23 protein-coding genes and 1 other RNA gene are annotated in these 25955 nt (G+C 63.9%); 13 read left to right on the forward strand and 11 right to left on the reverse strand.

Annotation, left to right across the window (positions count from 1 at the left end; all coding sequences use genetic code 11):
* Positions 1-85: 85 nt before the first annotated feature.
* The 4 genes from FA04_RS10665 to FA04_RS10680 all read right to left on the reverse strand — a co-directional run bounded on the left by FA04_RS10665 (position 86) and on the right by FA04_RS10680 (position 2590).
* Positions 86-622, reverse strand: coding sequence for a dihydrofolate reductase (locus FA04_RS10665; protein WP_034792608.1), 537 nt, complete (start codon positions 620-622; stop codon positions 86-88).
* Positions 615-1220, reverse strand: a complete 606-nt coding sequence (locus FA04_RS10670) for a glutathione S-transferase (RefSeq protein ID WP_034792605.1) — start codon at positions 1218-1220, stop codon at positions 615-617. The genes FA04_RS10665 and FA04_RS10670 overlap by 8 nt, the downstream gene beginning before the upstream one ends.
* A 167-nt stretch (positions 1221-1387) precedes the next feature.
* Positions 1388-2182 carry a thymidylate synthase gene (locus FA04_RS10675; RefSeq protein ID WP_034792602.1) on the reverse strand — a complete coding sequence of 265 codons (795 nt, stop codon included), beginning with the start codon at positions 2180-2182 and terminating at the stop codon, positions 1388-1390.
* Positions 2183-2281: 99 nt separating this feature from the next.
* A complete protein-coding gene (locus FA04_RS10680) occupies positions 2282-2590 on the reverse strand; it encodes a DUF2853 family protein (RefSeq protein WP_034792600.1) in 309 nt (102 codons plus the stop codon).
* A gap of 146 nt (positions 2591-2736) precedes the next feature.
* On the opposite strand from FA04_RS10680, the gene ssrA reads away from it, so the two are divergent.
* From ssrA to FA04_RS10705, 5 genes are all read left to right on the forward strand, one after another.
* Positions 2737-3095: a transfer-messenger RNA gene (gene ssrA / locus FA04_RS10685) on the forward strand.
* A gap of 138 nt (positions 3096-3233) precedes the next feature.
* The gene (locus FA04_RS10690; RefSeq protein WP_034792598.1) at positions 3234-3746 is read left to right on the forward strand and encodes an SspB family protein; all 513 of its coding nucleotides are present in this window, start codon (positions 3234-3236) and stop codon (positions 3744-3746) included.
* Positions 3747-3764: 18 nt separating this feature from the next.
* Positions 3765-3971: a DUF4169 family protein gene (locus FA04_RS10695; RefSeq protein ID WP_034792596.1), complete on the forward strand. Its 207-nt coding sequence runs from the start codon at positions 3765-3767 to the stop codon at positions 3969-3971.
* An 88-nt stretch (positions 3972-4059) separates the two neighbouring features.
* Entirely contained in the window at positions 4060-4296 is a 237-nt protein-coding gene (locus FA04_RS10700) for a ribbon-helix-helix domain-containing protein (protein WP_034792594.1), read from the forward strand.
* Between the two features lie 375 nt (positions 4297-4671).
* Positions 4672-5460, forward strand: coding sequence for a hypothetical protein (locus tag FA04_RS10705; RefSeq protein ID WP_034792592.1), 789 nt, complete (start codon positions 4672-4674; stop codon positions 5458-5460).
* A gap of 73 nt (positions 5461-5533) precedes the next feature.
* On the opposite strand, the gene FA04_RS10710 is transcribed toward FA04_RS10705, so the two are convergent.
* The 3 genes from FA04_RS10710 to FA04_RS10720 form a co-directional block, all read right to left on the reverse strand.
* Positions 5534-6868: a TadE/TadG family type IV pilus assembly protein gene (locus tag FA04_RS10710; protein WP_034792590.1), complete on the reverse strand. Its 1335-nt coding sequence runs from the start codon at positions 6866-6868 to the stop codon at positions 5534-5536.
* 467 nt (positions 6869-7335) lie between these two features.
* Complete coding sequence (locus FA04_RS10715; protein WP_034792588.1) at positions 7336-11079, reverse strand: AsmA family protein; 3744 nt, start codon at positions 11077-11079, stop codon at positions 7336-7338.
* A gap of 220 nt (positions 11080-11299) precedes the next feature.
* Entirely contained in the window at positions 11300-12706 is a 1407-nt protein-coding gene (locus tag FA04_RS10720) for an FAD-binding oxidoreductase (protein WP_034792584.1), read from the reverse strand.
* Positions 12707-13021: 315 nt separating this feature from the next.
* Here FA04_RS10720 and FA04_RS10725 point away from each other — a divergent pair, with 315 nt between their 5' ends.
* Positions 13022-13282 (forward strand): hypothetical protein, encoded by a 261-nt coding sequence (locus FA04_RS10725; protein ID WP_156552974.1) that lies wholly within the window; start codon positions 13022-13024, stop codon positions 13280-13282.
* Between the two features lie 186 nt (positions 13283-13468).
* On the forward strand, positions 13469-13900 hold the full coding sequence (locus tag FA04_RS10730; protein WP_034792578.1) for an anthrone oxygenase family protein: 432 nt from the start codon (positions 13469-13471) through the stop codon (positions 13898-13900).
* Between the two features lie 27 nt (positions 13901-13927).
* Here FA04_RS10730 and FA04_RS10735 read toward each other — a convergent pair whose 3' ends face one another.
* Together FA04_RS10735 and FA04_RS10740 are read right to left on the reverse strand one after the other, a co-directional pair.
* A complete protein-coding gene (locus FA04_RS10735) occupies positions 13928-17038 on the reverse strand; it encodes an efflux RND transporter permease subunit (protein WP_034793607.1) in 3111 nt (1036 codons plus the stop codon).
* A 59-nt stretch (positions 17039-17097) separates the two neighbouring features.
* Positions 17098-18279, reverse strand: a complete 1182-nt coding sequence (locus tag FA04_RS10740; protein ID WP_034792575.1) for an efflux RND transporter periplasmic adaptor subunit — start codon at positions 18277-18279, stop codon at positions 17098-17100.
* Positions 18280-18596: 317 nt separating this feature from the next.
* Here FA04_RS10740 and FA04_RS10745 point away from each other — a divergent pair, with 317 nt between their 5' ends.
* Positions 18597-19418, forward strand: coding sequence for a cyclase family protein (locus FA04_RS10745; protein WP_034792573.1), 822 nt, complete (start codon positions 18597-18599; stop codon positions 19416-19418).
* A gap of 198 nt (positions 19419-19616) precedes the next feature.
* Here FA04_RS10745 and FA04_RS10750 read toward each other — a convergent pair whose 3' ends face one another.
* Positions 19617-19931 carry an EthD family reductase gene (locus FA04_RS10750; protein ID WP_034792570.1) on the reverse strand — a complete coding sequence of 105 codons (315 nt, stop codon included), beginning with the start codon at positions 19929-19931 and terminating at the stop codon, positions 19617-19619.
* Here FA04_RS10750 and FA04_RS10755 point away from each other — a divergent pair.
* The 5 genes from FA04_RS10755 (at position 19924) to FA04_RS10775 (ending at position 25458) form a co-directional block, all read left to right on the forward strand.
* Positions 19924-20301, forward strand: coding sequence for a hypothetical protein (locus FA04_RS10755; protein ID WP_143106221.1), 378 nt, complete (start codon positions 19924-19926; stop codon positions 20299-20301). The genes FA04_RS10750 and FA04_RS10755 overlap by 8 nt on opposite strands.
* Positions 20277-20921 carry a hypothetical protein gene (locus FA04_RS10760; protein WP_034792564.1) on the forward strand — a complete coding sequence of 215 codons (645 nt, stop codon included), beginning with the start codon at positions 20277-20279 and terminating at the stop codon, positions 20919-20921. The genes FA04_RS10755 and FA04_RS10760 overlap by 25 nt, the downstream gene beginning before the upstream one ends.
* Positions 20922-21045: 124 nt before the next feature.
* Positions 21046-21453 carry a carboxymuconolactone decarboxylase family protein gene (locus tag FA04_RS10765; RefSeq protein WP_034792561.1) on the forward strand — a complete coding sequence of 136 codons (408 nt, stop codon included), beginning with the start codon at positions 21046-21048 and terminating at the stop codon, positions 21451-21453.
* A gap of 133 nt (positions 21454-21586) precedes the next feature.
* Positions 21587-24052 carry an ATP-dependent helicase gene (locus FA04_RS10770; protein ID WP_034792560.1) on the forward strand — a complete coding sequence of 822 codons (2466 nt, stop codon included), beginning with the start codon at positions 21587-21589 and terminating at the stop codon, positions 24050-24052.
* A gap of 155 nt (positions 24053-24207) precedes the next feature.
* A complete protein-coding gene (locus tag FA04_RS10775; RefSeq protein WP_034792559.1) occupies positions 24208-25458 on the forward strand; it encodes an adenylate/guanylate cyclase domain-containing protein in 1251 nt (416 codons plus the stop codon).
* A gap of 19 nt (positions 25459-25477) precedes the next feature.
* Here FA04_RS10775 and FA04_RS10780 read toward each other — a convergent pair whose 3' ends face one another.
* The gene (locus FA04_RS10780; protein ID WP_034792558.1) at positions 25478-25939 is read right to left on the reverse strand and encodes a GNAT family N-acetyltransferase; all 462 of its coding nucleotides are present in this window, start codon (positions 25937-25939) and stop codon (positions 25478-25480) included.
* Positions 25940-25955: the final 16 nt, after the last annotated feature.

A 25955-nucleotide genomic window follows, 5' to 3' on the forward strand; every position in this document is an offset into this window, starting at 1 on the left:
CGTTATAGGTATCACCCGCACCGCTTTCAACGCGATAGACCCGAGTTCACCGTAAATGGTTCAAAATAGTTGACGATCCGCCGCGTCAGGCTGTCGCACGCCGCTTAAAGGTGACGAAATGCATGGCGTGGCTGTCCTTTTCACCCTGCGGCAGGTCCTCTTCGAAGACCTTCTCGAAAATGCCGGGATCGATATCGGGGAAGCGCGTATCGCCATCCACGGTCGCCTGCACCTCGGTCACATGCAAGATATCGGCACGCGCGATCGACTGGCGGTAGATCTCGCCGCCACCGATCACGCAGATCTCGTCCACGCCCGCGGCCTCCGCCTCTCGGCCGGCAAGCGCTACCGCCGCATCGAGCGACGGGACGACGCTTGCCCCTTCCGCCACAAAATCCGCGTTGCGGGTGATGACGATGTTGGCGCGGCCGGGAAGCGGACGCCCGAGCGACGCCCAGGTCTTGCGCCCCATGATCACGGGCTTGCCGATCGTCAGCGCCTTGAAGCGCTTGAGATCGGTCGAAAGCCGCCAGGGCAGATCGCCGTCGCGGCCGATGACGCCGTTTGCGGCAACGGCGACGACGATCGATATCTTCGGGTGGGTGGTCTTCGTTTCAGTCATGGAACCCGTTCGGTTTGCTGTCGATTTCTCTGGCGCGGTCATAGGCTGCCCGGTCCGTCACCACGCGGATGTAGCGATCGACGACCGTGCTTTCCGGCAGGATCTTGCGCATCCACTGCAGCGCGCTTGCCAAGAGCAGATCGGCGGCACTCATCGTCTCGCCGAGCAGATAGGTCCGTCGGGTGAGCACGTCGATCACATGGGCGCACATTTCGCTGTAGAGCCGCGCCTGTGCCGGGTTGTTGATGGTGGCGCCGGAGATATGGGCAAGCGCCGTCGGCTCGATCACCCCCGCGTAATAGGCAAGCCAGGAGAGATAGGCGCCACGCTCCTTGTGGCCGGCCGGCCGGCCGAGGCTGCAATCGGGATAGAGGTCGGTGAGATACTGCACGACGGCCGCCGACTCCCAGATCACCGCGCCATTATGGATGAGCGCCGGCACCTGCTTGTGCGGATGCGGGTTGTTGTCGTCGGGCTCGCCCGAGCCGTCCCAGCGGCGGATCGAGACGTAGCGGATCTCGTATTCCGCGCCCAGCTCCTCAAGCAGCCAGACGATGCGCGAGGATCGCGACAGCGGCGCATGAACGAGTGTGAGCATCGATACCTCCCTTGGACGACAGCCCTCCCCGGCCGCCCCTCACCTTGGATTGCCGGCCCCTGCGCTTGCGGGCTACGGAAGCTCCTGCCCCGCCCGAAGGGTGGCGCGGCATCGGCATCGAGAAGAATTCAGAAATGCGGACCGTCCACCCGCAGCATCAGGATATGTCAGACGGCGATCGGCGCCTTGATGGATGAATCGGCTTCGTAGCCGACGAGCGTAAAGTCTTCGAAACGGAAGGAAAAGAGATCTTTCATGTCTGGATTGATTTCCATCCGCGGCAGCGCCTTCGGCGTGCGGGTGAGCTGCAGCCGGGCCTGTTCGAAATGGTTGTGGTAGATGTGCGCGTCGCCAAGCGTGTGCACGAAATCACCCGGCTTCAGGCCCGTCACCTGCGCCACCATCATCGTCAAGAGCGCATAGGAAGCGATGTTGAAGGGCACGCCGAGGAAGATGTCGGCCGAGCGCTGGTAGAGCTGGCAGGAAAGCTTGCCGTCGGAGACATAGAACTGGAACAGGCAATGGCAGGGCGGCAGCGCCATTTCGTCGACCAGCGCCGGGTTCCAGGCCGAGACGATGTGCCGGCGCGAATTGGGGTTGGTCTTGAGGCTCTCGACGAGGCCTTCGATCTGGTCGATATGGCGCCCGTCCGGCGCCGGCCAGGAGCGCCACTGGTAGCCATAGACCGGGCCGAGGTCGCCGTTCTCGTCCGCCCATTCGTCCCAGATGGTGACGCCGTTTTCCTTGAGGTAGCGGATATTGGTGTCGCCCTTCAGGAACCACAGCAGTTCGTGGATGATCGAGCGCAGATGCAGCTTCTTGGTCGTCAGCACCGGAAAGCCTTCGGAGAGGTCGAAGCGCATCTGGTGGCCGAAGACTGAGCGCGTGCCCGTTCCCGTCCGGTCGCCGCGGTCGGATCCGTTGGTCATCACATGGTCGAGAAGGTCGAGATATTGCTGCATGGTCTGGCGCCGCCGATTCGTACTTTCGCTAAATTTAGGACGAAGCCGGCGGCGAACCAATGACCACGGGACGATTATCCCGGATAATTCGGCGGGGAGCTACAAGGTCTGTAGCTTGCCGAGGTTCTTGGCCACCAGATAATAGAAGGTGACGCGCGATTTCGACCGGTCCGCCGACATCGCCTTGACGGTGGCGTCGATCGCGCTGTCCGCATCGGCGCCGCTGATGCCGAGCTTCTTCTCGCACCATTTCTCCTTGACCCGCTCGAGCTCTTTCGGATCCGACGCCGAAACGAGCGAGGAATCCCGGTTGCGAAGCGCAATGCCAAGGTGACGCACGATCTTGTTGACGATCGCCTCGTCGGCGCCGCTGTCGTATTTCTGCACATCTGCGAGGTAGTCCGTCATGAGGCCTCCAGCTTGCTTTGCTTTTCGAAACTGCGGCCGGAGATTGCCGGCCGCGTGGCAGCAGCGGGAGTTTTTCATGGATGCCGGTCAAGTCAAGGCGGTTCGGCACCGGGCAGTCCGGGAGAAAGTCATATATCCGACACATCCCCCTTTTCTTGGGGCCCGGAAAGACCTATATGAACTCTGCCGTCTTCGGGCGGCTATGGCAATAAACGGGCGATGAAATAAACCCATTGGACCCGGGGGCGGTACCCGGCGCCTCCACCAAAAACCGATCAGAATCGATCGGCTTTTGATGGGGGCGAAATAGGATCGACAAGGGCGTAAAGATCGACTTTTTGCTCGGCATTGTACCACCGTTATCGGGCTAAACTTATAGTTGCAAACGACAACTATGCTGAAGCACGTCTCGCTGCTTAATCGCGGTGCGACACTTCAAATCAAGTCCTTCCGGGTAGCACCGTAAGGCGGGGTCCGAAGGCACCTGGCAACAGAAGCCTTCACCTTCTCCCCCGCTTCGAAATGGTCTATAGATGCTTGAATAATTGACTCGTCTGCTTCAGACGGGCAATGAAAAGCCGACGGCTTGACCTCCAAGCCGGCAGCAGACAGTAGATTGAGTTCGAGGAAAGACGGGACGCTCATGGGCCAGGACCACATCCGCTACGACATTCTGGCACAGGACGCACTGCGCAGCGTCATCCGAAAGGTCCTGACGGAGGTTGCCACCACCGGTCACTTGCCGGGAGAGCACCACTTCTTCATCACCTTTCTGACCGGCGCGCCGGGCGTGCGCATCTCGCAGCACCTGAAAGCCAAGTATCCCGAACAGATGACCATCGTGGTCCAGCACCAGTTCTGGGAGCTGAAAGTCACCGAAATCGGCTTCGAAATCGGCCTCTCCTTCTCCGACACGCCCGAACGGCTAGTGATCCCGTTCAACGCCATCCGTGGCTTCTACGACCCGTCGGTCAATTTCGAACTGGAGTTCGACGTGGCGGCCGGCGAGGAAGAAGAACAGGAATCGGCGGAGATCACCGCCTATCCCGTTCCGGAAGAAAATGCCGAGACCTCGGCCAAGGACGACAAGCCCACCGAGCCGAAGAATGGCGGCGGCTCCGTCGTCTCGCTCGATTCCTTCCGCAAGAAGAACTGATCCGAGGAGCCGCGGCTCATGACCGGAGACGTCGTCAATCTGCGCCAGTTCCGCAAGCGTCGCGAGCGCACGGAAAAGGACAAGCAGGCCGAGCAGAACCGCATCTCCTTCGGCCGCACCAAGGCCGAGAAATCCCTGACGAAAGCGCTGAACGACAAGGCGGAGACCCGCCTTGACCAGGGCCGCATCGAGCGCCCTGCCGAAGGCGACGTCGACAAGGACTGAGCCCGCAAAAGCGATTCCGGAGCAAGGACTTGCGGCAGCTTCCGGACTCGAAATGCCAATTCCTTGAATCAGTCTCTAAGGCCGGGCGATGATCCGTAAGCATTCCGCAACGCTCCACGGCCACCGCACCAGCTTCTCGCTCGAAGACGCCTTCTGGCAGGAGCTGAAGACGATCGCCGAAACGCGGGCGGTGCCGCTTGCCCAGCTGATCGCCGAAATCGACGACCAGCGCACGCCCGACAGCAACCTCTCCTCGGCACTGCGCGTCCATGTGCTCGAATGGCTGAAATCGCAACGCTCGACGCTCTTGCCCGACGAGACCTGAGCTCCCGCCGTCGATGGCCAGCACGGCCAGAATTCGCGGCAAGAACTCGCCCAAGGCCTTTCACATCAAAGGGCTAGTGGCGAGACCTTGAGCCCTTGTTCTCACGCCGTTGCCGCACGAGCGCTCTACAGTGTCGGGCGACAGGCATTGGCGGATCCAAGGCAACTGTGTGGCCGATGCAACAGCGCGCGGCATTTGGCATGCCCCGCTTCGCCGTTTCGGGCCAAAACAGTTGTATTCGAATAAACTTATATAACAATACCCACATCGGGAGGCGGCGACTTTCCGCTGCCCTTGTGTTCGAGAGTCTGTAGTGCGCAATTCCAGACGGGCCCGTCTCTCGTTTCAGGGATTGTCTCAAGCGGGAGGCGTTTCATGAGTATCCCTACACGACTGGGCCTAACGGCCTGCCTTGGCCTGTTGTTCGCCCTGCCGACCCACGCGGCCGACATCACGCCGCTGATGGCGCCCGCGGCCCCCGTGGAAGAAACCGAGAGCGGCTGGCAATTCACCTTCGCGCCCTATTTCTGGATGGCGGGCCTCTCGGGCGACACGGCGCAATTCGGGCTCCCGACCGTTCACATCGACTCCAGCTTCAGCGACATCTGGAGCAATCTCGACTTCGCCGCCATGGCCACCGTCGAAGCGCGCAAGGACCGCTTCAGCGTCTTTGGTGACTTGATCTATACGAAGCTCTCCGGCGACGGCAAAGCGCGCGGCGTCTTCACCGATACGGTCGATGTGGAATCGGAGACCTTCGCCGGCCTCATCGGCGTCGGTTACACCGTCTTTGAGGATCAGAACTCGCATCTCGACGTGGTCGGCGGCGCCAGGATCTGGTCGGTCAACACCACCATATCCTTTCAGGGCGGCCCGCTCGACGGTATCAGCCGCGATGACCGCAAGACTTGGGTCGACGGCATGGTGGGCGTGCGCGGCAACTACTTCTTCACCCCGGAGATCTACCTGACCGGCTGGGGCCTGGTCGGCGCCGGCGGCGCCGACATCGACTGGGACGTCGGCCTTGGCCTCGGCTACCGTTTCAACGACACGATCTCGGCGATCGCAGGTTATCGTGCGCTGGGCGTCAACTACGACAATGACGGCTTCATCTTCGACGTGGTCCAGCAAGGTCCAATCCTCGGACTGTCCATCCGCTTCTGAAGGCAAGGCGCGCCTGGACACCGGCAAGCGATCCGCCGCCGGCCCAACGGCCGGTGGCAAGACGCGTCCGTCGTTATCGCACCAGCCGGATCGCGCCGGCGTTGTTGATCGTGGTGTTGGCCAGCACCGCCTTGCAATCCAGCTTGAAGCTGCTGTTGCCGATCATGGTGATTTCCTGGGCGACGATGCGCACGCATTCACCGCCGGTCGATCCGTTGCCGGCATACTGGATCTCGCGCGACGCCGGCATGTAGATGATGCCGGCGAGCGATGAGGCGCTGTTGCCGTTGATGGTGGCGCTGGCCGTGTTGTTGCGCCCGGCGACGATCGAGAAGCCGGCCCAGTCGCCGGTCGTCGGCGCGCTGACCTGGAAGGTCGCCCCGCCGTGAATGTCGAGCTGGGCGCCGTTCAAGAGGAAGAAGGTTACCCCTTCGGCGCTCACCACCGACTGGCTGGTGAACTTCAGGCTACCGCCGTCGATGATGTAGTTGCCGGGCCTCAGAAGAACCTTGCCCTTGATTTCGAGATCGCCATAGGTGCCAGGCTTCAGCTCGACGCGGTAGGTGTCGGGCGCGTTGTTCGGCGTCTTGCCGGTGCCGTTGCAGTCGCCGTTGCCGCCACCGCCGCCGACGAAATTCTGCCCGCAGCCGGCAAGGCTCACCCAGCCTGCCGTGGTCGGCATCTTCTTCGACCGGAAGGGGTCGGCAATTGGCGTCACCTCCTCTACCGCCTTGCCGCAGGCAAGCTGCAGGTTGGCGAGCGTCGCGGACACCTTGCCGGCGGCGTAGAGACACTCGGCCTTGAGCGTGGCCGAGCCGCTGAGGTAGATCGACTGCGCGTCGGTCGAGTTCGACGTGATCGTACAGCCGGATGTGTCGACGCTCGCCCCGCCGCTGACCTCGAAGGCCCGGCTCGCCGTCGGGTGCAGCGCCAGAATGCAGGCCTCTCTCCCGGGCATGCGCGCGGCAACACTTTCCCGGTCGATCGTATAGGGCTGCAGCCCGAAGAAGAGCGGATTGTATTTCAACGCGTAGGCCGCGGTCGCCGTGGTCTCGACGCCGGCGGCGCCGAAGGCGATCTGCACCGGCGTGGCCGCCACCGCCACACCGCTCTCCGGGCCGAGCTGATCGACGATCTCCGGCTGGCCGAAATTCGCAAAGAAGACGTTGTTGGCGAGATCCCTGGCACTGGCCTCGGTCTCGCCCTCGCCGTAGGATTTGACCGCCGAGAAGGCAGCGGCATCGAGCGCCGTCTGCATCTTCGCGGCCTCGAGATTGATCCGCGCCAGGTTGATGGCGATCGACGCGGCACTCAACAACGGCACCGCTATCAGCGCGGTCAGAACGGTAAAGTTGCCGCGCTCGTCCGCAAAGATACGGGCGGCTCTCTTCCTCAAATTGTAGCGCATCTCTGATCGTTGCCCCCTCAGCAGACGGCGACGCGCCGCTCGGGTCAATCCGGAGCGATCGACGTCGTCCTTCCCATGCGCCGATTAAAGACGCGGCCCGCAAGCCGCACCCCCTGCCCCATCCAACGCAAATTGCTAATTTAGTGATCAATAGTGGAGGATGTGCTTCAGAATTCGTTAAAACTCTGCCGATCCCGTTCGCGCGCCACGATGCGCCGGAAACCAAGAGAATGCCCGCCAGATAAAGGCATGTTCAAAACCTGAAGCCAGAGCATGTCGCGCAAAAGCGCGCAGCGGTCTTGGGATAACGACATGCGAAAAATCAAAAGCGCAGAGAGCGATGCTGAAAGATCGCGATGCGCTTCAGGGGGCACAAGCCAAGGATGGGATCATGGCCGGATCCGCAATTGGAAGCGCATCCCCGGCCCCGAAAGCCAGGGTGCGTCGTGCTCCGGCATAGTCGCCGGCTACTGTACGGTAACGTCGGGCAGGACGTCGAAGTTGAGCCTCTGTCCGGGAGGGGTGCCGGTGGCACCGTCCGGCACGGTCTGGGGGGTCGGTCCCGTCTGCGGGATCGGCTGGCCCTGTCCGGCGCTGCGCGCTGCCTCTGCCGCCCGACGCGCGGCTTCCGCCTGTCGCTCCGCTTCGGCCTTGCGTTCGGCCTCTGCTCGCGCATCTGCTTCCGCCTTGAGGCGGGCAGCGCCGGCTGCGCGCCTGCGTTCCTCGGCAACGGCGCGTTTGCGCTCCAGTTCCCTTGCCTCCGCCCGCGCCTTGTAAAGCGCAAGTTCGCGGCGCAGACGCTGCTTCTCCAGCACGTTCGCCTGCAGGATCTCGACCCGCCGGCGCTCGCGCTCGAAGGCGCGAAGCGACAGGAAGTTCGCGAGATCGGCAACGTTGAGATCGACGCCCGGTGCTTCCAGCAGGCCGGCATAGCCGATGCGCACACGCGGCTCGGCACCGGCAAGCGCCTCGTCACCCGGCCGGAAGGTCAGATCGATGCCGGCGTCGATCCGGCCCGCCGCAAGGTCCAGCGAAGCCTCGCCGGTCATCGCGGCATTGCCGTCGCCAGCCGTCACGTTCTGCGCCCGGAGCACCCCGCCGGCGATGCTGAAGGGTGCCTTGACGACGCCGACCAGCGATTGACCCGAGAAGATCGTCGCCTCCGCCGCACTTCTGATCGCGTCCGCCGAGATCTGCGTCTTCAGCGCATCGGCTGCCGCGATCAGCTGCGGCAGAGCTGCGCTGTTGATGCCGGCGAGCGTCATGCCGTTGAAGGTTGTCGTACCCGAACCGCTTGCCGAATGCGCCATCGCCTCGGGCGTCGCACCCGATGCCTCAAGTGCTACCGAAAGATCAAAAGTCCCGGTCGCGACCGGCGTTCCCGCATGGGCCCAGCCCGCCTGGGCAAGGTCGCCGCCCTTGACGTCCAGGCGCGAGCGCAGGAAGCCCGAGCCGTTGGCATTGCCGATCTGCACCCGCCCGGCGAGCTTGCCGCCCAGCCAGTCGCCGGCCGCATCGGTCAGCGCGACCTCGTCGCCCTTCCATTCCATCTTGCCGGCAAAGCTCGTGACCGCGCCATAGACGCCTGGCCAGAATTTCTGCGCCTGCACGTCCAGTGCGACGTTGAGCCCGGTCCAGGCAGGCTGCGCCAGAGCCCCCTTCGAGAAGGCCCCGTTCGTATCCTCGATCGGTCCGAGGACGCCCTCGCCGAGCCAGGCGAGATCGAGCGTGTCGAGCGTCAGCTGTCCGCTGGCCGCCCCCGGCGTCTTGCGGTCGATCGTCAGATTGCCGGTAAAGCCGTTGTGGTCGGCCTTCCCCTCGACAGTGGTCAGCGCAATTGTTTCGGGCGTCGTCGCGATATCGGCAGAGACGGTCAGCGGCAGGCCGCTCCCCATCTGCGGCAAGGCCACGCCCTGGAGCAGAAGATAGGGCTCCAGGTCCTGGGTCTGCAGCGTCACCTTCGCCTGACCTTCGAGGAAATGATCGCGGGAAAGATCGACGCTGCCCTTGGCGGCGAGCGACGTCTTCTCGGTCGTAAAGGTCACCGTGCCGTTCGCCGTCGGTCCGTCGGTGCTTTGCAGCTTGACGGAGAGAATGCCGTTGGCATCCGCATCGAAGGGCAAGGGATCGAAACCCGTTTGGCCGAGCAGGAGCCGCGTCTCGGGATTTTCGAGCGTCGCTTCCAAAAGCATGGCCTTGCCGGTCAGCGCCTGCGCCATGTCGGGCGCCTGGTAGCTGGCGGCGATCTTGGTACCGTTCGCGGTCCCGAAGATGCCGAAGGTCGCGGGCGCGTTGCCTTCCTTGTTGCCGGCCGTCAGCGTCACGTCGAAGGCCGTGTCGCTGTAATAGGGACCGGCCTTGATCAACTGCCGGAGCGCTGGATGATTGACCGCGTGGCGGCCGATCATTTCCAGGAACGGCGTCAGGTTCTTGGCGGCAAGCTTCATCTTGGCCGAGACGACGGGCTTTTCGAGGTCGCCGCTGGCCCGGCCGGAAAAGGCGAGCTGTGCGCCGGCGAGCGATCCGATCGCCACGCGTTCGGCCTGGAGCTGGCCGTTCTTCAGCGTCAGCACCGCCTGCACGTCCTGCGCTTGCTCGCCGAAGGCGGAAAACTCGTCAGCCGAAAGATCGGCAGCAATCGCATGCTGCAGCAAGGTATCGGTGGAAGCGTCGCCCGCCACCAGCCCGGTCAGCGCCTGCAAGGCTTCGAAGTCGATGCGGTTACCCTTCAGCTGCAGCGAGAGGTTCGGTTGCTGGTCGGCGAAGGACTGTCGCTCCAGCCGCCCCTTGAGGCTCGCCTCGTCGGCCGCCACTTCGAGGTTCTCGAACTGCTGCAATGTATCGGTGAGGTTCACCTTGGCGGAAAAGCCGGCGGTCCTCAGCTTGCGGATCGCCGGATCGACCGAGCCCGCCAGCCAGTTGGCAAGGCCGGAAGGCTGGTTGGAGGCCAGCAGAAGGTCGCCGCGGAAGGTGCGCTGTCCCTTGAGGTTCAGCCGCCCCTTGGCTTCGAGCTGCGTGCGCCCCGGCAGCAGCGCCACGACATTGTCGATCACCCAGCCGGCGCCATCGGGCTGTACGTCGATCCGCACGTCGCGGACCGTCGTATCGCCGACGACGATCGCCGGCAGCTTCAGGCTGGCGCGGCCGGGCACCTGCGGGATGGGAATTTCGGCGGCGATCGCCAGCATGGCTTCGAGCCGCTGGCGCATCGAGATCGCCGGATCGCGGCCGGTCTTGTTGTTGCGGCTCGGGCCGATGCGGCTGACGTCGATCTGCTGGCCGTCGGCGATCAGCAGGAACTTCTGGTCCTTGCCGGTATCGAGCGTTGCCTCGCCGGTGACCACATAGGGATCATCCGACGGGCCGATTTCGAAGCGATATTCCGGGACGCGGATGCTCTCGTTGGTCAGCTGGAAGTTGCCGTTGATGCGCAGCGGCGCCCGCCCATCCGCATCCTTCGTCTCGGCCTGCGGGCGGTTCTCCGTCAGCGTGAAGCGGCCGCTATAGACCGGCCTGAAATCGACGATGCGCAGCGAACCGTCGGTCTCGACGCCGAAGGGACGCTTGTCGGGCGTTACCCGCGCCTTCAGGCTGAGCGTACCCGCCTCGTCCACCTCGTTGCTGGTAAAGGAGAAACTGCCGGCTTCGCCATCGAGCGCGGCGCGCCCCTCAACCTTCCAGGGCCCGGCGAGCGTGCGGGCCGAAATGTCTGCGGCAAGTCCGCTCACGCGGCGGGTGCGGCCGGTCTGCTCGTCGACGAATTCGACCTGGCCATTGGTGATCTCGACGTTTTCAAGCACGACGGTCTTGGCCGGGATCGAGGCCCGGCGGCCCCTCGCCCAGTCGAGCGTACCGTCGGGCAACAGGCGCACCTTGGCCCGCGGACGATCGAGCTTCATGTCGAAGATCAAGGCCTCGCCGCTCAGGAACGGCGCAAGCTCGGCGCTCATCGAGAACTGCGCCACCTGGATCAGCGGGTCGCCGTCCTCGGCGGCGCCGACGCGCACGTCGTTGAGCGTCACGGTTGGGAATGGGATCAGCCGCGCATCGACGCTGCCATGCACGACGACGGGCTTGCCCATGATGCGGCTTGCCTCGCGCTCGAACTCCTTGCGGAAACCCGTCCAGTCGATGAACCACGGGGCGATCAGCGCCGCAAAGAGCGCAACGACCACAAGTCCACCGACGGCAAGAAGAATTCGCGAAAGCACCGTGCCTATATTCCCATTCCGTTCATCGGCGCATCCGCGCCGCAAATCGATTTAAGCGCCAGAAACCGGCGCCCGGCTGCAGCGCCGTTGATGGCGCCGTAGCATCTTTGATTTGCCGCATAATTCCCGAGGGGTCGATTCCGACTTTGAGAATTATGCAGTATCACACTTTGTCGCCGGCGCATTGTCCCAAAAAACGGCCCGCCGCGCGTATCTCTCCTCAAGCGAAAATCTTGCCCGGGTTGAAGATATTGTCCGGATCAAGCGAGTGCTTGATCTGGCGCATCAGATCGAGCGCGTCGCCGAGTTCGGCCTCAAGGAACGGCATCTTGCCCTGGCCGATGCCGTGCTCGCCGGTGCAGGTGCCGTCCATGGCGAGCGCCCGCGCGTTCAGCCGCTCGACAAAGGCCTCGGCGCGCACAACGTCAGCCGGATCCTTGTCGTCGAACAGCAGGCCAACATGGAAGTTTCCGTCGCCGGCATGGCCGACGATCGGCGCCGTCAGCCCGTGGGCGGCGCTATCTTCCTGCGTTGCCGCCACGCATTCCGCCAGCCGCGAGATCGGGACGCAGACATCGGTCGACAGGATCGCCGCGCCCGGGATCAGGCTTTTTTGCGCCCAATAGGCGTTGTGCCGCGCCTTCCAGAGCCGCGCCCGCTCCTCCGGATTGGTGGTCCAGAGGAAGTCGCTGGCGCCGAACTCCGAAGCGATCTCGCCAAACTGGCGCGCCTGTAATTCGACACTCTCGGGGCTGCCGTGGAATTCGACGAAGAGCGTCGGCGTCTCCTGATAGGAAAGGCCGGAATAGCCGTTGCAGGCCTTCATCTGCAGCGCATCGAGCAGTTCGATGCGCGCGACCGGAATGCCCGACTGGATGGTGAGGATCACCGCGTTGCAGGCGTCCTCGATCGTCGGGAACGGGCAGACGCCGCCGGAAATGACCTCCGGAATACCCTGCAGCCTGAGCGTGATCGAGGTGATGATGCCGAGCGTGCCTTCGGCGCCGACGAAAAGCCGCGTCAGGTCGTAGCCGGCAGAGGACTTGCGCGCCCGATGCGCCGTGCGGATCTCGCGCCCGTCAGCGGTCACCACCGTCAGCGCCAGCACATTGTCTTTCATCGTGCCGTAGCGCACCGCATTGGTGCCCGACGCCCGCGTCGAGGCCATGCCGCCGATCGAGGCGTTGGCGCCGGGATCGATCGGGAAGAACAGGCCGGTGTCGCGCAGGTAGGTGTTGAGCTCCTCGCGGGTGATGCCCGGCTCGACGCGGCAGTCGAGGTCCTCGGCATTGACCTCGAGCACCTTGTTCATACGCGAGAGATCGACCGAGATGCCGCCATGGGGGGCGTTGATATGCCCTTCGAGCGAGGAGCCGGTGCCGAACGGGATCAGCGGCACCTTGTGTCGCGCAGCGATCTGGACGATCGCGCGCACGTCCCCGGCGCTTTCCGCAAATAGCACGCCGTCGGGAAGCTGTGCCGGAATATAGGTGGTGGTGTGGGCATGCTGGGCGCGGATCGCCTCGCCCGTCTGGAACCGGTCGCCGAAGCGGGCGGAAAGGTCCGCCTTCGCCGCCGCAATCCCCGCCTCGTTTCTCGCGCCAGCCCTGATCGCCTTCAATGCCACGGAAAACGCCCTTCCTCTTGCATTCGCCACGCTGCCTTTTCGATGTTCGGGAAGCGCAGTCATTTCAAGGCGCTACTGTGCAAATCGGAATCACTTTGTCCAGACGCTCGCGCACTTCCCGGTCACAGTAGCGCAGGAAAACGCCTGACGTGAGACCGGAGTGTCACAAGACTGTATGACAGCGTGGAAAACACCAACGCTGAAAAGCCGACACGATATGTCCCCGTTTGCCGAAATGTCATCTCCACACCGCGCCGCGCGGTGATCCGCTCGGGAAGTCCTTGCGTATAAATGCCGAGCGGAAGGACGTGTGACGTGCTTGGAGAGATCGGCAGAAAGCGACTGATGATGCGGTTGCCGCACTTGAGGGACAGCATCGCGTCGGCATCGTCAGATTGCATGATTGAGCTGTTCTGCAGTTATGAACTCGCGGTCAACATGCGGGACGCACTCGTGTTGGGCGGCGGCCGCCCGGATCTCGCTGACGAGTACCGGCAGATCTGCCTCGAACTCGAAGAAGAGGTGGAGGTCGTGCTCTGCGCGACGGCGCTGGCCGTGCGGCGTGACGGCACATAGGGCGGGCCGGTAGACAGAGGGCCTTGCAAACGGCAAGCCGCGTCGCACCACATTTGCTGCTGGCAAAAGTCACGCCTCAGACCGACCAAACTCCGGTACTGCTACGTATGAGAGCGAAACGGCAGAAAACACCTGCCGTTTCGTGAGCCTTGGATTATGATGGAGGCGTGAAGGAAGGAGAGGCAAATGCTGGGTCTAACCGCTTTGCTCACCGCGTCGGTTTTCTTCGGCGCCGCCATCTACATCACCTGGGCAGAACAGCCCGCACGGCTGCATCTCGACGATCGCGCCGCACTCGTGCAGTGGGTGCCGTCCTATCGGCGCGGCTTCGAGATGCAGGCGACGCTCGCGCTCGTCTCGGGCCTCTTCGGCGCCGGTGCCTGGGGACAGACCGGCCATGTGCTGTGGGGGCTGGGGGCCGCGATCATCATCCTGAACTGGCCCTATACGCTGCTCTTCGTGATGCCGGTCAACCGCCAGCTGGAGGCAGTCCGGCCGGACGACGCCGGCCCGGAAAGCCGAGATCTCCTCGGTCTCTGGGGCAGGCTTCACGCCGGGCGCAGCGCGCTCGGCGGGCTGGCGGCAGCGATCTTTCTCGTTGCCGCCGGGCTAGAATAATAAGCCGTCGCGCGACGGCCGTTCCGGCTAGCGCACCTCCAGCGCTGCCGCCGCGTCCATTTCCTCGTGCAGCTTGCGCTCCTCGTCCGCATGCGGCTTGGTGAAGCGCGCGATCACCAGATAGGCGACCGGCGTCAGGTAGAGGGTGACGATCACCGCAAGACCGAGACCGCCGACGAGCACCCAGCCCAGCGCGATGCGCGCCTCGGCGCCCGCGCCGCTGGCAAGCACCAGCGGCACCGCGCCGACGATGGTGGCGATCATCGTCATCATGACAGGGCGCAGGCGGATGTTGGCGGCATTCTCGATCGCCGAGCGCACGTCTTGGCCGCGGTCGCGCAGCTGGTTGGCGAATTCGACGATCAGGATGCCGTTCTTCGCCATGATGCCGACAAGCATCACGAGGCCGATCTGGCTGTAGATGTTCAGCGTGTTGCCGGTCATGATCATCGCAAAGACCGCGCAGGCAAGCCCCAGCGGCACCGTCGACATGATGATCAGGCCGCTGACGAAGCTTTCGAACTGGGCCGCCAGCACCAGGAAGATGATGACGAGCGCGAAGCCGAAGGTGACGAAGAGGCCGTTGGCGTTTTCGTTGAGCGTTGCGGCTTCGGCAAGCGGCATGATCCGTGAGCCCGGCGGCAGAAGCGGCTCTGCCATCTGCTCGACCATGGTCAGTGCCTCGCCGAGCGCCAGATCGGACTTGAGGCCGGCCGAAAGCGAAACGGCGCGAAGCTGCGATTCCCGCGACAGCTGCGGCGCCACCGCCATCTCCTCGACGCTGGCGATCGTCGACATCGGCACGATCTTGCCGTCACCGGCCTTGAGGAAAATGTTCTGCAGATCGGTCGGGTCGTTGACCGGGTTGGTCGAGGACAGAAGCTTCACCGGATAGGATTCGCCGTCGACATAGACGTCGACGACGCTGTTGCCGTCGAGCATGGCCTGCAGCGCCCAGGCAAGGCCGCCGATATCGACACCCATGTCGGAGGCGCGCTCGCGGTCGATGGTGATCGAAAGCTGCGCCTGGTTGGCCTCGTAGTTGAGGCGGACGTTTTCGAAGCGGCCGGTGTCTTCCATCTGGCGCACCAGCTTTGCCGCCGCATCACCGAGCTTGTTGTAGTCGTTGCCGACGAGCGCCACCTGCAGGCCGCTGCCGGCGCCGCGAATGCCGAGACTGTTCGGTTGCATCGCAAAGACGCGAACCGAGGGGATGCGCCCGGTCACCTTGTTGATGTCGGTGACGATCTCCTGCTGGGTGCGGTCACGCTTGTCCCAGGGAGCGAGCGTCAGCACCATGAAGCCGCTGTTGACCGAACCGCCCTGCCCGGAGATCGAGAAGATGTTGTCGATCTCGCCGGATTTCACCAACGGCTGCAAGCCGTCCTCGATGCGGCGCATCTGGGCCTGGGCGTATTCGAGCGAAACGCCCTGCGGCGCGTTGATGCGCATCATGATCTGCGAGCGGTCTTCCGTCGGCGTCAGCTCCGATTTCAGCGTCAGGAAGCCGGCAGCCCCCATGGCGGTGAAGAAGCCCGCGACGACGAAGACGATCAGCGGCGAGTTGAGGCAGGCGCGCAGCGTCACCCGGTAGAACCCGGCCGCCCGCGCACCGAACCGCGCCATCGGCCCCGGCACCGTATGCGTATCCTTCGTCAGCATGCGCGAGGCGAGCATCGGGCAAAGCGTCAGCGACACGAAGGAGGACAGGAGGATCGCGAAGGCAAGCACGAAGCCGAACTCGCGGAAGAGACCGCCGGTCTGGCCCGGAAGGAACGAGAGCGGCACGAAGACGGCGGCAAGCGTCGCGGTCGTCGCCAGCACCGCGAAGAACACTTCGAGCGTGCCGTGAACGGCCGCCGCGCGTGGTCCAAGCCCCTCGGCGCGCCTTCGCACGATGTTTTCGAGCACCACGATGGCGTCGTCGACGACAAGCCCGGTCGCAAGCACGATCGCGAGCAGCGTCAGGATGTTGATCGAGAAGCCCGCGAGATAGATCGCCGCCACCGTGCCGATCAGCGCGATCGGCATCGAGATCGTCGGGATCAGCGTCGCCCGCCAGTCGAGCAGGAACATGTAGATGACCAGCGTCACAATGAAGACCGCAACGATCAGCGCGATTTCCACCTCGTGGATAGCGCCGTTGATGAAGACGGCGTCATCGCTGGTAATGCGGAGCTGCGTGCCCTCGGGCAGGATCTGCGTCTGGATCGTCTCGACGACCTTGCGCACGCCCTCGGAGATATCGACGGTGTTGGACTGCGCCTGGCGCACGATGCCAAGGCCGATGCCCTGGCGGCCGTTGGAGCGCAGCGCCGTCGTGCCGGTGTCGGGACCGAGCGTGACGGTCGCCACGTCGCGCAGGCGCACATTGTTGACGAGGATCAGGTTTTCGAACTGCTCCGGCGTCTGCAGGTCGGCCGTGGCGCGCACCGAAATGTCCTGGCTGGCGCTCGTCAGCTTGCCGGCCGGCACGTCGTAGGAGGCGTTGGCAAGCGCGGTCCTGAGGTTGGCGACCGTTACCCCGCGCCCGGCGAGCTTCGCCTGGTCGAGGTCGATGCGGAAGATCTTCTCCTGGTCGCCATAGACGGCAACGTCGGCCACGCCTTCAACGGCGGCGAGCCGGTCGCTGATCTCGTTTTCGACGAGCAGCGTCATGTCTTCCATCGACATCGTATCGGAGGTCAGCGCCAGCCGCATGATCGGCTGGCTGTCGGCATCGGCTTTCACGATGCTCGGCTCGTCGACATTGTCGGGAAGCTGGTTGCGCACCCGGCCGAGCGCATCGCGAATGTCGTTGGAAGCCTGGCCGATATCGGTCGTGTCGGAGAACTGCAGCGTCACGCGGCTGCGGCCGAAGGACGAGGTCGAGGAAATGTCGCGGATGCCCTGCACGCGCGACACGGCCCCTTCGACCACCGAGGTCACCTCGCGGTCCATGGTCTCGGGTGCGGCGCCATCGAGCGTTGTCGTCACCGAGATGACCGGCTGGTCGACCTGCGGCAGCTCGCGGATCTCGATGCCGTTCCAGGCCGCAAGGCCGGCAACGACGATCAGCGTATTGACCACCAGCGCGAAGATCGGCCGGCGGATGAAGAGTGCGGTAAAGCCGGTCTTGCTGCGTTCGCGGGCCGACATCTGGCCGCCGGCGCTGCCTTGGCCGGCACCATGGCCGCTTGCCTGACTGTCGCCGCCGCTCACTTGGTTTCCTCCGCAACCTTCTGCGGTTCCTGCTTGTTCTCACGGCCGGCGATGCGCACGGCGCCGCCGTCGCGCAGGCGCTGCACGCCTTCGGTGACGATCTCGTCGCCTTGCGACAGTGCGGCGTCCACCAGCACCTTGTCCGGGTTGCGCTGAATGATCTTCACCGGCACCTTCTCGCTCTTGTCGCTGGAGACGCGCCAGATATAGGAGCCTTCCGAACTCCACTGGATCGCCAGCGGATCGACCGTCGGATAAGTGTCGCCGTCAAAGGCCACGGTGACCGAGAAGGACATGCCCGCCCTCAGCTTGTCATCGGGGTTTTCAAGCCGTGCGCGCACGCGCAGCGTCCGGCTCGCCTGATCGAGGCGGTTGTCGATCGCGTGGATCGCACCGTCGAGCTGGTTGCCCGGCTGGGCGATGGCGAAGGCGGTGACCGGCTGGCCGACGAAGATCTTGTTGGCGAAGCGCTCGGGCACCCAGAAATCGACGAGGATTTCCGAGCGGTCGTCGACGACGGCAATCGGCGTCGTGGTCGTGACGTAGTCGCCGACATTGACGGTGATGATGCCGACGACGCCCTTCGACGGCGCCACGATGTCGCGGCGCTTGAGGTCGAGCTCTGCGGTCTTCAGCGCCAGTTCGGCGGTCTGCATGGCGATTTCGGCGTCGCGCACGTCCACGGCTGTTACCGCGCGGGCAGTGCTCAGGTTGCGGTAGCGCTCGACCTTTTCGCGTGCGCTGTCACGTGTCAGCCTCGCCTGGTCGGCAGCAATCTTCTGGTCGTCGCTGTCGAGCTTGGCAATGACCTGACCCTGCGACACCTTTTCGCCGGAGCGCACGAGGATTTCGGTGAGGTTGCCGGTTGCCGTCGGCGTCACGGTGACGGAATGGATCGCCTCGCCGTTGCCGATCGCGTTCAGCCGGTCGTTGACAACAGACGTGCCCGAAGGCCGGACCATGACGAGAATGGCGTTGTTGCCGCCCTGCCCGCGGCCATTGCCGCGTTCGCCGCCCTCGCCGCCACCGGCGCCGGGCTTGGACAAGGCATCAATCAGCGGATGCGAAACACCAATCGCCGCCAGCGTTTCACCAGCACCAGGCACAAAACGCACCCAGACGGCTGCGCCCACGAGAAGCACAGCGGCGCTCACCGCAAGCTGTTTCCAAACCCGCATTCAAGTCTCCGAATTAAACATAAAACACGCCCCAGCGCGGCGCGGCCGGCGGTTCGTTCCGATTGTGCGCGGAGTATCCCTGTTCGCGCGTGTCGGGGCAACGACAGAATACCATCATTACGCAATTGTAATAAAAGCGAATTTGTTGGCGGGATGATGACGCACGGGGGCTTCGCTCGACGCCTCGCAGCTTTGTCCAGAAATTCACTAGAGAATTACCGTTTACAGCCGCCGACACTGCGCTATCCTGCAACCGCCGGCAGCGTGTTTCGGCCGGCTTTGCGCCTGTCTTCAGGCCTCTTGGGGGAGAGAAGTCGATGTGCGATGCCTGTGTCATGGAAACGGTGAAAGAGCGCATGCTCTCGCGCCGCAGCTTCTTCAAAGCCGCCGCGGTCGGAACCGCGGGTCTTGCCGCCGCAAGCGTGGGCGCGGCCCCGCCGGCGCTGGCGCAGGGGCATTCAAGCGTCACCGACCTGACCCACGAGTTGCACGAAGATTTCCCGACCTTCTTCGGCCAGCAGCAGTTCTTCCGCGAGGAGAAGTTCAACTACGCCAAAGACAAGTTCAACATGTTCGAGCTCCGGGTGAACGAACACACCGGCACCCATGTCGACGCGCCCCTGCACTTCTCCGCCGATGGCCTCTCGGTCGCCGAACTGCCCGTCGACAAGCTGGTGGTGCCGCTGGTGATTGTCGATATCAGAAAGAAGGCTGAGGCCGATGCCGATGCGCAGGTGACGCCCGACGACCTCAAGGCCTGGGTCGCCGCCAATGGCGAGATCCCGGAAAACGCCTGCGTCGCCATGCTGTCGGGCTGGGGCGCGCATCTGGGCACGGACAAGTTCCGCAATGCCGATGGCGGCGGCAAGCTGCATTTCCCCGGCTTCCACGTCGAGGCGGCCAAATATCTGATCGAGGAAAGCAAGGCGGCTGGTATCGCCGTCGATACGCTGTCGCTCGACCATGGCCCCTCGCCCGATTTCGCCACGCATTATGCCTGGCTGCCGGAGGGTCGCTGGGGGCTGGAGGCAGCAGCCAATCTCGACAAGCTGCCGGTCAAGGGCGCAACCCTCATCCTCGGCGCACCGAAGCACCGCGGCGGCACCGGCGGCCCGGCCCGCGTCTTCGCGCTGGCCTAGGCCCCCGGCCTATTGAGCACAGCCAGGTTTTGGCTGAAGCGAGCCTGACGAGAGCAAGGTCGTTTACGCTTCGACGGCAACCACATGTTCCCGATCGTCAACCGGTTCCGCACTGGCTGCGTCACCATGGATCATGGTGCGCCAACGCTACGCCGATTGCGGAAAGGTCAACGGCTACGCCTGACGCGCCAAAGCCCCCTACCCTCCAACGACTTCGCTGATCTGCACGATGGGCGCGATGTCCGTATAGTTGGCGACGTCCGCGGCAATCTCGGCGCGGTGGGGACCTAACGCCTCCTGGAATGTCTCGAGGCTCGGCGAGTAGACGTGGCACGCCGCGACGAACCCCGGCGCGCTTCCAGGCTCGCGACCCGCAAGGCCCTTATCGATCTCGTAGCGCAGGCAGGCATCGCCGAGCCGTTCCTGGATCAGTGGCATGTGGCGGGTGCGGTAGTAGTCGTGATCGAACTTCGAGCCGCCATCGGCCGGATAGTAGACGCTCATCTTGATCATGGTCGGGCTCCTGCCTGAACGCCGCTCCGAGCGTTCGAAGTTTCTTCTAGGTCACCGACCTGTAGAGCACAACCAGGTTTTGGCTGAAGCGAGTTTGACGAGAGCAAGGTCGTTTTCGCTGTGCTTGTCGAAGCCGGTGACGACGGCACGGAAGTTCCTGAGTGCTGACGAAGCGTTCGACGAGGTTGCGATAGCGACAGAGGAAGGTGCTGAAGGACGCGCATCGTTTGTGGACGGCAACGATGCCGCGGGGTTGATCGAGCGCGGCAAAGGAAGGCGCTTGTTTGCGGGCAAAAGTCTTCGGGAGTATCTTGGGCAGCGGTACGGACAATGGCGGGGGTCGTCATGGGGCCGCATGCATTTTGCCTGACATTCGCGCTCGTCTCCATGGGCCTGCTTCTTGCGGGGTGTCAGACCGTGACTGTCCAGGCGGACGACAAGACCGGCCCGACCACGAAACTCGAAATCACCGGCATCCTGGATGACCATGGCAATCCCGACCCGGTCTTCAACGACAGCGGCTGCTGTAACCGCCGCCGAAGCGTCCCCGATCTGGCCCCGCTCACCATTGCGGCTTCGGCCGAGGATCCCGAGAGCGGTGTGCGCGACATTGCCGTCTGGATCTGGGCCATCAAGCGGTGCCGCTACGACGACAGCACGGCGGATTTTCAGATCACGCAATCGACCGTGGCCGCTGCAGGCACGGCTTCGGGGACGTACCCACCCGGCAGTTCCGCGCCGCTCAGCCGCAGCTCGACGGCAACCGTTCGCATGGCCGACACACCCTATGGCGCCTGCAACCCCAAGACCGTCACTGACGCCAGTGGCCAGACGCGCGTGGTTGCCGCGCAGCCGACGGGCTTCTGCGGCCGCAGGGTCTTCATCGTCACGCAGAACGGCAACGCCTATCAGGGTTCGAGCAAGGGCGTGCTGTTTACGACCGGACCATTCGGCTCGAACAATCAGCCGTGCAACGAAATCCCCAACTGAACGCATCGGCGACGGCTTCCCCAAAACGCAGCGCTGGCAATCGCCGCGACGTCGGCTATCGTCACCGCTTCAGGCGACAGGCCGGCCCGCACACAACCGCCGAGAACAACAGCGAAGGAGCCCCATGAGCACCGTATCCCCGCCTCAGAACCCGGAAGCCGATCCGCGTGTCAAAGCCGTGTTCGACGACATTCGCACCACCCGCAAATCCGACTTCATCAACAATATGTGGCTGTGGCTCGCCTTCGATCCGGAGCTCCTGGAACAGACCTGGCGCGACGTGAAGGCCGTGATGGCAACGCCCTCGGCGCTCGATCCGCTGGTCAAGGAGATGCTCTATATCGCCGTCTCCGTCACCAATGGCTGCGGCTACTGCGCCCATTCCCATACGGCGGCGGCAAGGGCGAAAGGCATGACCGACGCCGAGCATGCGGACCTGCTCAGGGTGATCTCGCTTGCCGCCCGCACCAACCAGTTGGCGACGGCGCTGCAGGTGCCTGTGGATACCGCCTTCGACAAGACAAAAGAATAGACCGCGCGACCAAGAATAAGCGGTCTCGAAATCGCCTGTCTTTCCACAGGCTTGGTGCGGCTGGCGCAGAAAACGGAATAAAAGAAGAACATCCTTTCTGGCCTTTCCCCACCGAATCACTACATTGAGCCGCATGATGAGTGGTTTCGACGATATTCCCTTCTTCGACGAGGAGCCGGCGCCGCGCAAGCAGCAGCCCGCCCCCGCAGGTATTCCGGCAACGGGCGGCATCGCCGCGCGCGCCATGGCGGCGCGCGATCGCGCCCAGCCGCGCCCGGACTATCTCTCCGGCCTCAACCCGGAACAGTCCGAAGCGGTCGAGACGCTCGATGGCCCCGTGCTCGTGCTTGCCGGCGCCGGCACCGGCAAGACCCGGGTGCTGACGACCCGCATCGCCCATATCCTTTCGACCAACCGCGCCTTTCCCTCGCAGATCCTGGCGGTGACCTTCACCAACAAGGCGGCGCGCGAGATGAAGGAGCGCATCGGCGTGCTCGTCGGCCATGCGGTCGAAGGCATGCCCTGGCTCGGCACCTTCCACTCGATCGGCGTCAAGCTGCTGCGTCGTCACGCCGAGCTCGTCGGCCTGCGTTCCGATTTCACCATTCTCGACACCGATGACGTAGTGCGGCTGATCAAGCAGCTCATCCAGGCGGAAGGCATCGACGACAAGCGCTGGCCGGCCAAGCAGTTTGCCGGCATGATCGACGGCTGGAAGAACAAGGGCCTCGATCCCGCCCAGATCCCCGAGGGAGACGCCCGCGCCTTTGCCAACGGCAAGGGCCGCGAACTCTATGCTGCCTACCAGAACCGGCTCTTGACGCTGAACGCCTGCGACTTCGGCGATCTTCTTTTGCACCCGATCCGCATCTTCCGCATGCATGCGGATGTGCTGAAGGACTATCACGACAAGTTCCGCTACATTCTCGTCGACGAGTACCAGGACACCAACACGGCGCAGTACATGTGGCTGCGGCTGCTTGCCCAGCGCCCCAAGGGCGTACCGCAGAACGTCTGCTGCGTGGGCGACGACGACCAGTCGATCTATGGCTGGCGCGGCGCGGAAGTGGACAATATCCTGCGCTTCGAAAAGGATTTCCCGGGCGCCAAGGTGATCAAGCTTGAGCGCAACTACCGCTCGACCGAGCACATTCTGGGCGCTGCCGGTCACCTGATCGCCCACAACGAGGGCCGCCTCGGCAAGACGCTCTTTACCGACCGCACCGATCCGGATGATGAGAAGGTGCAGGTGCACGCCGCCTGGGATTCCGAAGAGGAAGCCCGCGCCGTCGGCGAAGAGATCGAGCAGTTGCAGCGCAAGAGCCACAAGCTCAACGACATGGCGATCCTTGTGCGCGCCTCGTTCCAGATGCGCGAATTCGAAGACCGCTTCGTCACGCTCGGCCTCAACTACCGCGTCATCGGCGGCCCGCGCTTCTACGAGCGCCTCGAAATCCGCGATGCCATGGCCTATTTCCGCCTCGTCTGCCAGCCGGCCGACGATCTCGCCTTCGAGCGCATCGTCAACACGCCGAAGCGCGGTCTTGGCGACACCACCGTGCGCACGCTGCACGACTATGCCCGCGCCCGCGACATCCCGATGCTGGCGGCGGCCTCCGAGATCATCGAGACCGACGAGCTGAAGCCGAAGGCGCGCAAGGCGCTGTTCGACGTCGTCACCGATTTCCGCCGCTGGCAGAGCCTGCTGGAAACGACCGTGCACACCGAGCTTGCCGAGCAGATCCTCGACGAGAGCGGCTATACGGCCATGTGGCAGAACGACAAGACGGCGGAAGCCCCCGGACGGCTGGAAAACCTGAAGGAACTCATCCGCTCGATGGAAGCCTTCGAGAGCCTGCGCGGCTTCCTCGAACACGTCGCTCTGGTCATGGATGCCGAGCAGAACGAGAACCTCGATGCCGTCTCGATCATGACGCTGCACTCGGCCAAGGGCCTGGAGTTCGATACCGTCTTCCTGCCCGGCTGGGAGGAAGGCCTGTTCCCGCACCAGCGCGCGCTTGATGAGGGCGGCCGCTCCGGCCTTGAGGAAGAACGGCGCCTCGCCTATGTCGGCATCACCCGCGCCAAGCATCGCTGCCACATCTGGTTCGTCTCCAACCGCCGCATCCACGGCCTCTGGCAGTCGACCATGCCGTCACGCTTCCTCGAGGAGCTGCCGCTCGCCCATGTGGACGTGGCCGAGAATGAACAATCCTATGGCGGCTATGGTCGCGGCGGCTACGGCCAGTCGCGCTTCGACAAGGCTGATCCCTTCCAGAACAACTACTCCACGCCCGGCTGGAAGCGCGCCCAGCAGCACCGCTCCGACGCCACCCGCGACAACTGGGGCACCCGCTCCGGCCACGCGGTCGAGCGCATCGGCTACGGCGAAAGCGGCCCGCGCGGCCGCACGATCGACGGCGAGCTGGTGGCGAAATCGACGGCCACCGAACCCTCGCGTTTCTCGGTCGGCGACCGCGTCTTCCACATGAAGTTCGGCAACGGCAACATCGCCGCCATCGAAGGCAACAAGCTCACCATCGACTTCGACCGCGCCGGCCAGAAGCGGGTGCTGGATGGATTTGTGGAGAAGGCGTGAGGAGGTCGAAGCCCTCCTCACGTGCACTCCCTATGGACTGCACAACCATCGATCTCATGGCGCCAACCGGCGAAGTGCAATAATATTGCGGGCACAATTCTCGCGTTTGAACGAAACCATGTACCGATCTCCCTCGACGCAAAGTGGGTGGAGACATGTCCTGGACGAGCGCTGTTCGCAGCCTGCTGGAGCTGGGCGCCGCAAATGTTGCGGAGGGTGACCGTGAAGGCATCCTCGTCGCGAATGTCGCGGCCTGTGTGATCGTCGTCACCACCACGAGCTTTGCCCTCATCTACGCACTCTATGGCGAGCCGAGCCTCATTCCCCTCGTCTATGCCAATCTCGCCCTAGCCGTCGCGGCCGCCATGACGCCGCTTTTTCATCGCTTCGGCCGCGTCGCGTCAGGGCTTTGGGAATTCGGTATCTGCGTGGTGGTCCTCGTCTGGATCGCCTCCTATGTCGGTCGGGACTCCGGCGTCCTGCTGACGCTGCTCGGCGTGACGCCGGTCGCCTTCGCGATCCTCGGGTTTCAAAACATGGCGCTGGTCACGGTCCTCAGCGCCATGGCTGCGATCACGGTCATCGCCGCATCCATCGCGTTTCCTCAGGCGCGGTCGGGTGTCTATGACGACACCCGTTTCCTGCAACTCCTCCATTCGTCGTCGATCATCACGCTCACGCTCATGTGCTTCGCAACGATCTACTATGCCTTCCACCTGGCGAGAGAGGCGCAGGGGCGGCTCGCCCGCCTGATGACGTCGATCATGCCGGACGAGATCGTGGCGCGCCTGCTGAGGAACGAGCGTGAAACGATCATCGACGAATTCGAGCATGCGACTGTTGTCCTGATCGACATCGTCCAGTTCGTGGCCCTGTCAAACAGCCTGGGGCCGGAACGGACGGTCAACCTGCTCAACGAGCTCTTCAGCGAGTTCGATCGCCTGGCCGCAGCAACCGGTGTCGAAAAGATCAAGACCATCGGCGATGCCTATCTTGCGGTGGCGGGCGTGCCCGCCCGGCACCCCACGCCCGAGAAGGCGGCGGCAGTGTTCGGCTTCGGCGCCATCGCCGCGGCCCGCGAGATCGGCGAACGCCATGGCGTCGTCCTCAAGCTGCGCGCTGGCATGGCCTCGGGATCGGTAACGGCTGGCGTGCTTGGGCGAGCGAAATACGCCTATGATATCTGGGGTGCACCCGTGAACCTTGCCGCGCGCCTGGAAGCGATCGGCAAGCACGGCTGCATCACCACCACCGCAGAAATCAGGCAGCGACTAGGCGAGTCTTTCCTGTTCATTTGCTCCGGCCGCGAGGACATCAAGGGCTTCGGCCCGACTGAGATCTGGACCTCGCGGATGCTGGATCCCGATGCATGTGCCCCTGGCATCCGCGCACACACGGCGAAGTGAGCAGCCGAAAGGAGAGCCCTCAGACCGCCTTGCGATAAACGAGAAACCCCGACTTCTCCGCCACCTTGTCGTAAAGCGTCATCGCCGTCTCATTGGTCTCGTGCGTCATCCAGTAGACGCGTGGCGCGCCGACGGCACGTGCCGCCTCATAGACGCCCTCAATCAACGCTCGTCCGACGCCCTTGCCGCGGGCTTCCGCATTGGTGAAGAGGTCCTGTAGGTAGCAGTTCGGCTGGATCATCGTCGTGCTGCGGTGGAAGAGGTAGTGCGTAAGCCCGATCAGCCGCCCTTCGCTCTCCGCCACCAGCGCATGCACCGGCTCGTAGGCGTCGAAAAAGCGCGACCAGGTCATGGCGGTGATCGCCGGGTCCAGCGCGGTTTCGCCGGAGCGGCCGTAGAAGGCGTTGTAGCCGTCCCAGAGCGGCAGCCATTGTTCGTAGTCGGTCCGGGCTATCGGGCGGATGTGAAGCTTGTCGGTCATTTGTCGGTCCTGTGAT

Source organism: Ensifer adhaerens, assembly GCF_000697965.2.
In the GTDB taxonomy this organism is placed as follows: domain Bacteria; phylum Pseudomonadota; class Alphaproteobacteria; order Rhizobiales; family Rhizobiaceae; genus Ensifer; species Ensifer adhaerens.

Bases quoted from the DNA above. Each gene is read 5' to 3' on its own strand.
- FA04_RS10730 (WP_034792578.1), top strand. From the start codon at position 13,469: ATGCTGGGTCTAACCGCTTTGCTCACCGCGTCGGTTTTCTTCGGCGCC.
- FA04_RS10740 (WP_034792575.1), bottom strand. From the start codon at position 18,279: ATGCGGGTTTGGAAACAGCTTGCGGTGAGCGCCGCTGTGCTTCTCGTG.
- FA04_RS10690 (WP_034792598.1), top strand. From the start codon at position 3,234: ATGGGCCAGGACCACATCCGCTACGACATTCTGGCACAGGACGCACTG.
- FA04_RS10705 (WP_034792592.1), top strand. From the start codon at position 4,672: ATGAGTATCCCTACACGACTGGGCCTAACGGCCTGCCTTGGCCTGTTG.
- FA04_RS10765 (WP_034792561.1), top strand. From the start codon at position 21,046: ATGAGCACCGTATCCCCGCCTCAGAACCCGGAAGCCGATCCGCGTGTC.
- FA04_RS10675 (WP_034792602.1), bottom strand. From the start codon at position 2,182: ATGCAGCAATATCTCGACCTTCTCGACCATGTGATGACCAACGGATCC.
- FA04_RS10700 (WP_034792594.1), top strand. From the start codon at position 4,060: ATGATCCGTAAGCATTCCGCAACGCTCCACGGCCACCGCACCAGCTTC.
- FA04_RS10770 (WP_034792560.1), top strand. From the start codon at position 21,587: ATGATGAGTGGTTTCGACGATATTCCCTTCTTCGACGAGGAGCCGGCG.
- FA04_RS10750 (WP_034792570.1), bottom strand. From the start codon at position 19,931: ATGATCAAGATGAGCGTCTACTATCCGGCCGATGGCGGCTCGAAGTTC.
- FA04_RS10710 (WP_034792590.1), bottom strand. From the start codon at position 6,868: ATGCGCTACAATTTGAGGAAGAGAGCCGCCCGTATCTTTGCGGACGAG.
- FA04_RS10665 (WP_034792608.1), bottom strand. From the start codon at position 622: ATGACTGAAACGAAGACCACCCACCCGAAGATATCGATCGTCGTCGCC.
- FA04_RS10680 (WP_034792600.1), bottom strand. From the start codon at position 2,590: ATGACGGACTACCTCGCAGATGTGCAGAAATACGACAGCGGCGCCGAC.
- FA04_RS10760 (WP_034792564.1), top strand. From the start codon at position 20,277: ATGGGGCCGCATGCATTTTGCCTGACATTCGCGCTCGTCTCCATGGGC.
- FA04_RS10670 (WP_034792605.1), bottom strand. From the start codon at position 1,220: ATGCTCACACTCGTTCATGCGCCGCTGTCGCGATCCTCGCGCATCGTC.
- FA04_RS10745 (WP_034792573.1), top strand. From the start codon at position 18,597: ATGTGCGATGCCTGTGTCATGGAAACGGTGAAAGAGCGCATGCTCTCG.
- FA04_RS10735 (WP_034793607.1), bottom strand. From the start codon at position 17,038: ATGTCGGCCCGCGAACGCAGCAAGACCGGCTTTACCGCACTCTTCATC.
- FA04_RS10695 (WP_034792596.1), top strand. From the start codon at position 3,765: ATGACCGGAGACGTCGTCAATCTGCGCCAGTTCCGCAAGCGTCGCGAG.
- FA04_RS10780 (WP_034792558.1), bottom strand. From the start codon at position 25,939: ATGACCGACAAGCTTCACATCCGCCCGATAGCCCGGACCGACTACGAA.
- FA04_RS10775 (WP_034792559.1), top strand. From the start codon at position 24,208: ATGTCCTGGACGAGCGCTGTTCGCAGCCTGCTGGAGCTGGGCGCCGCA.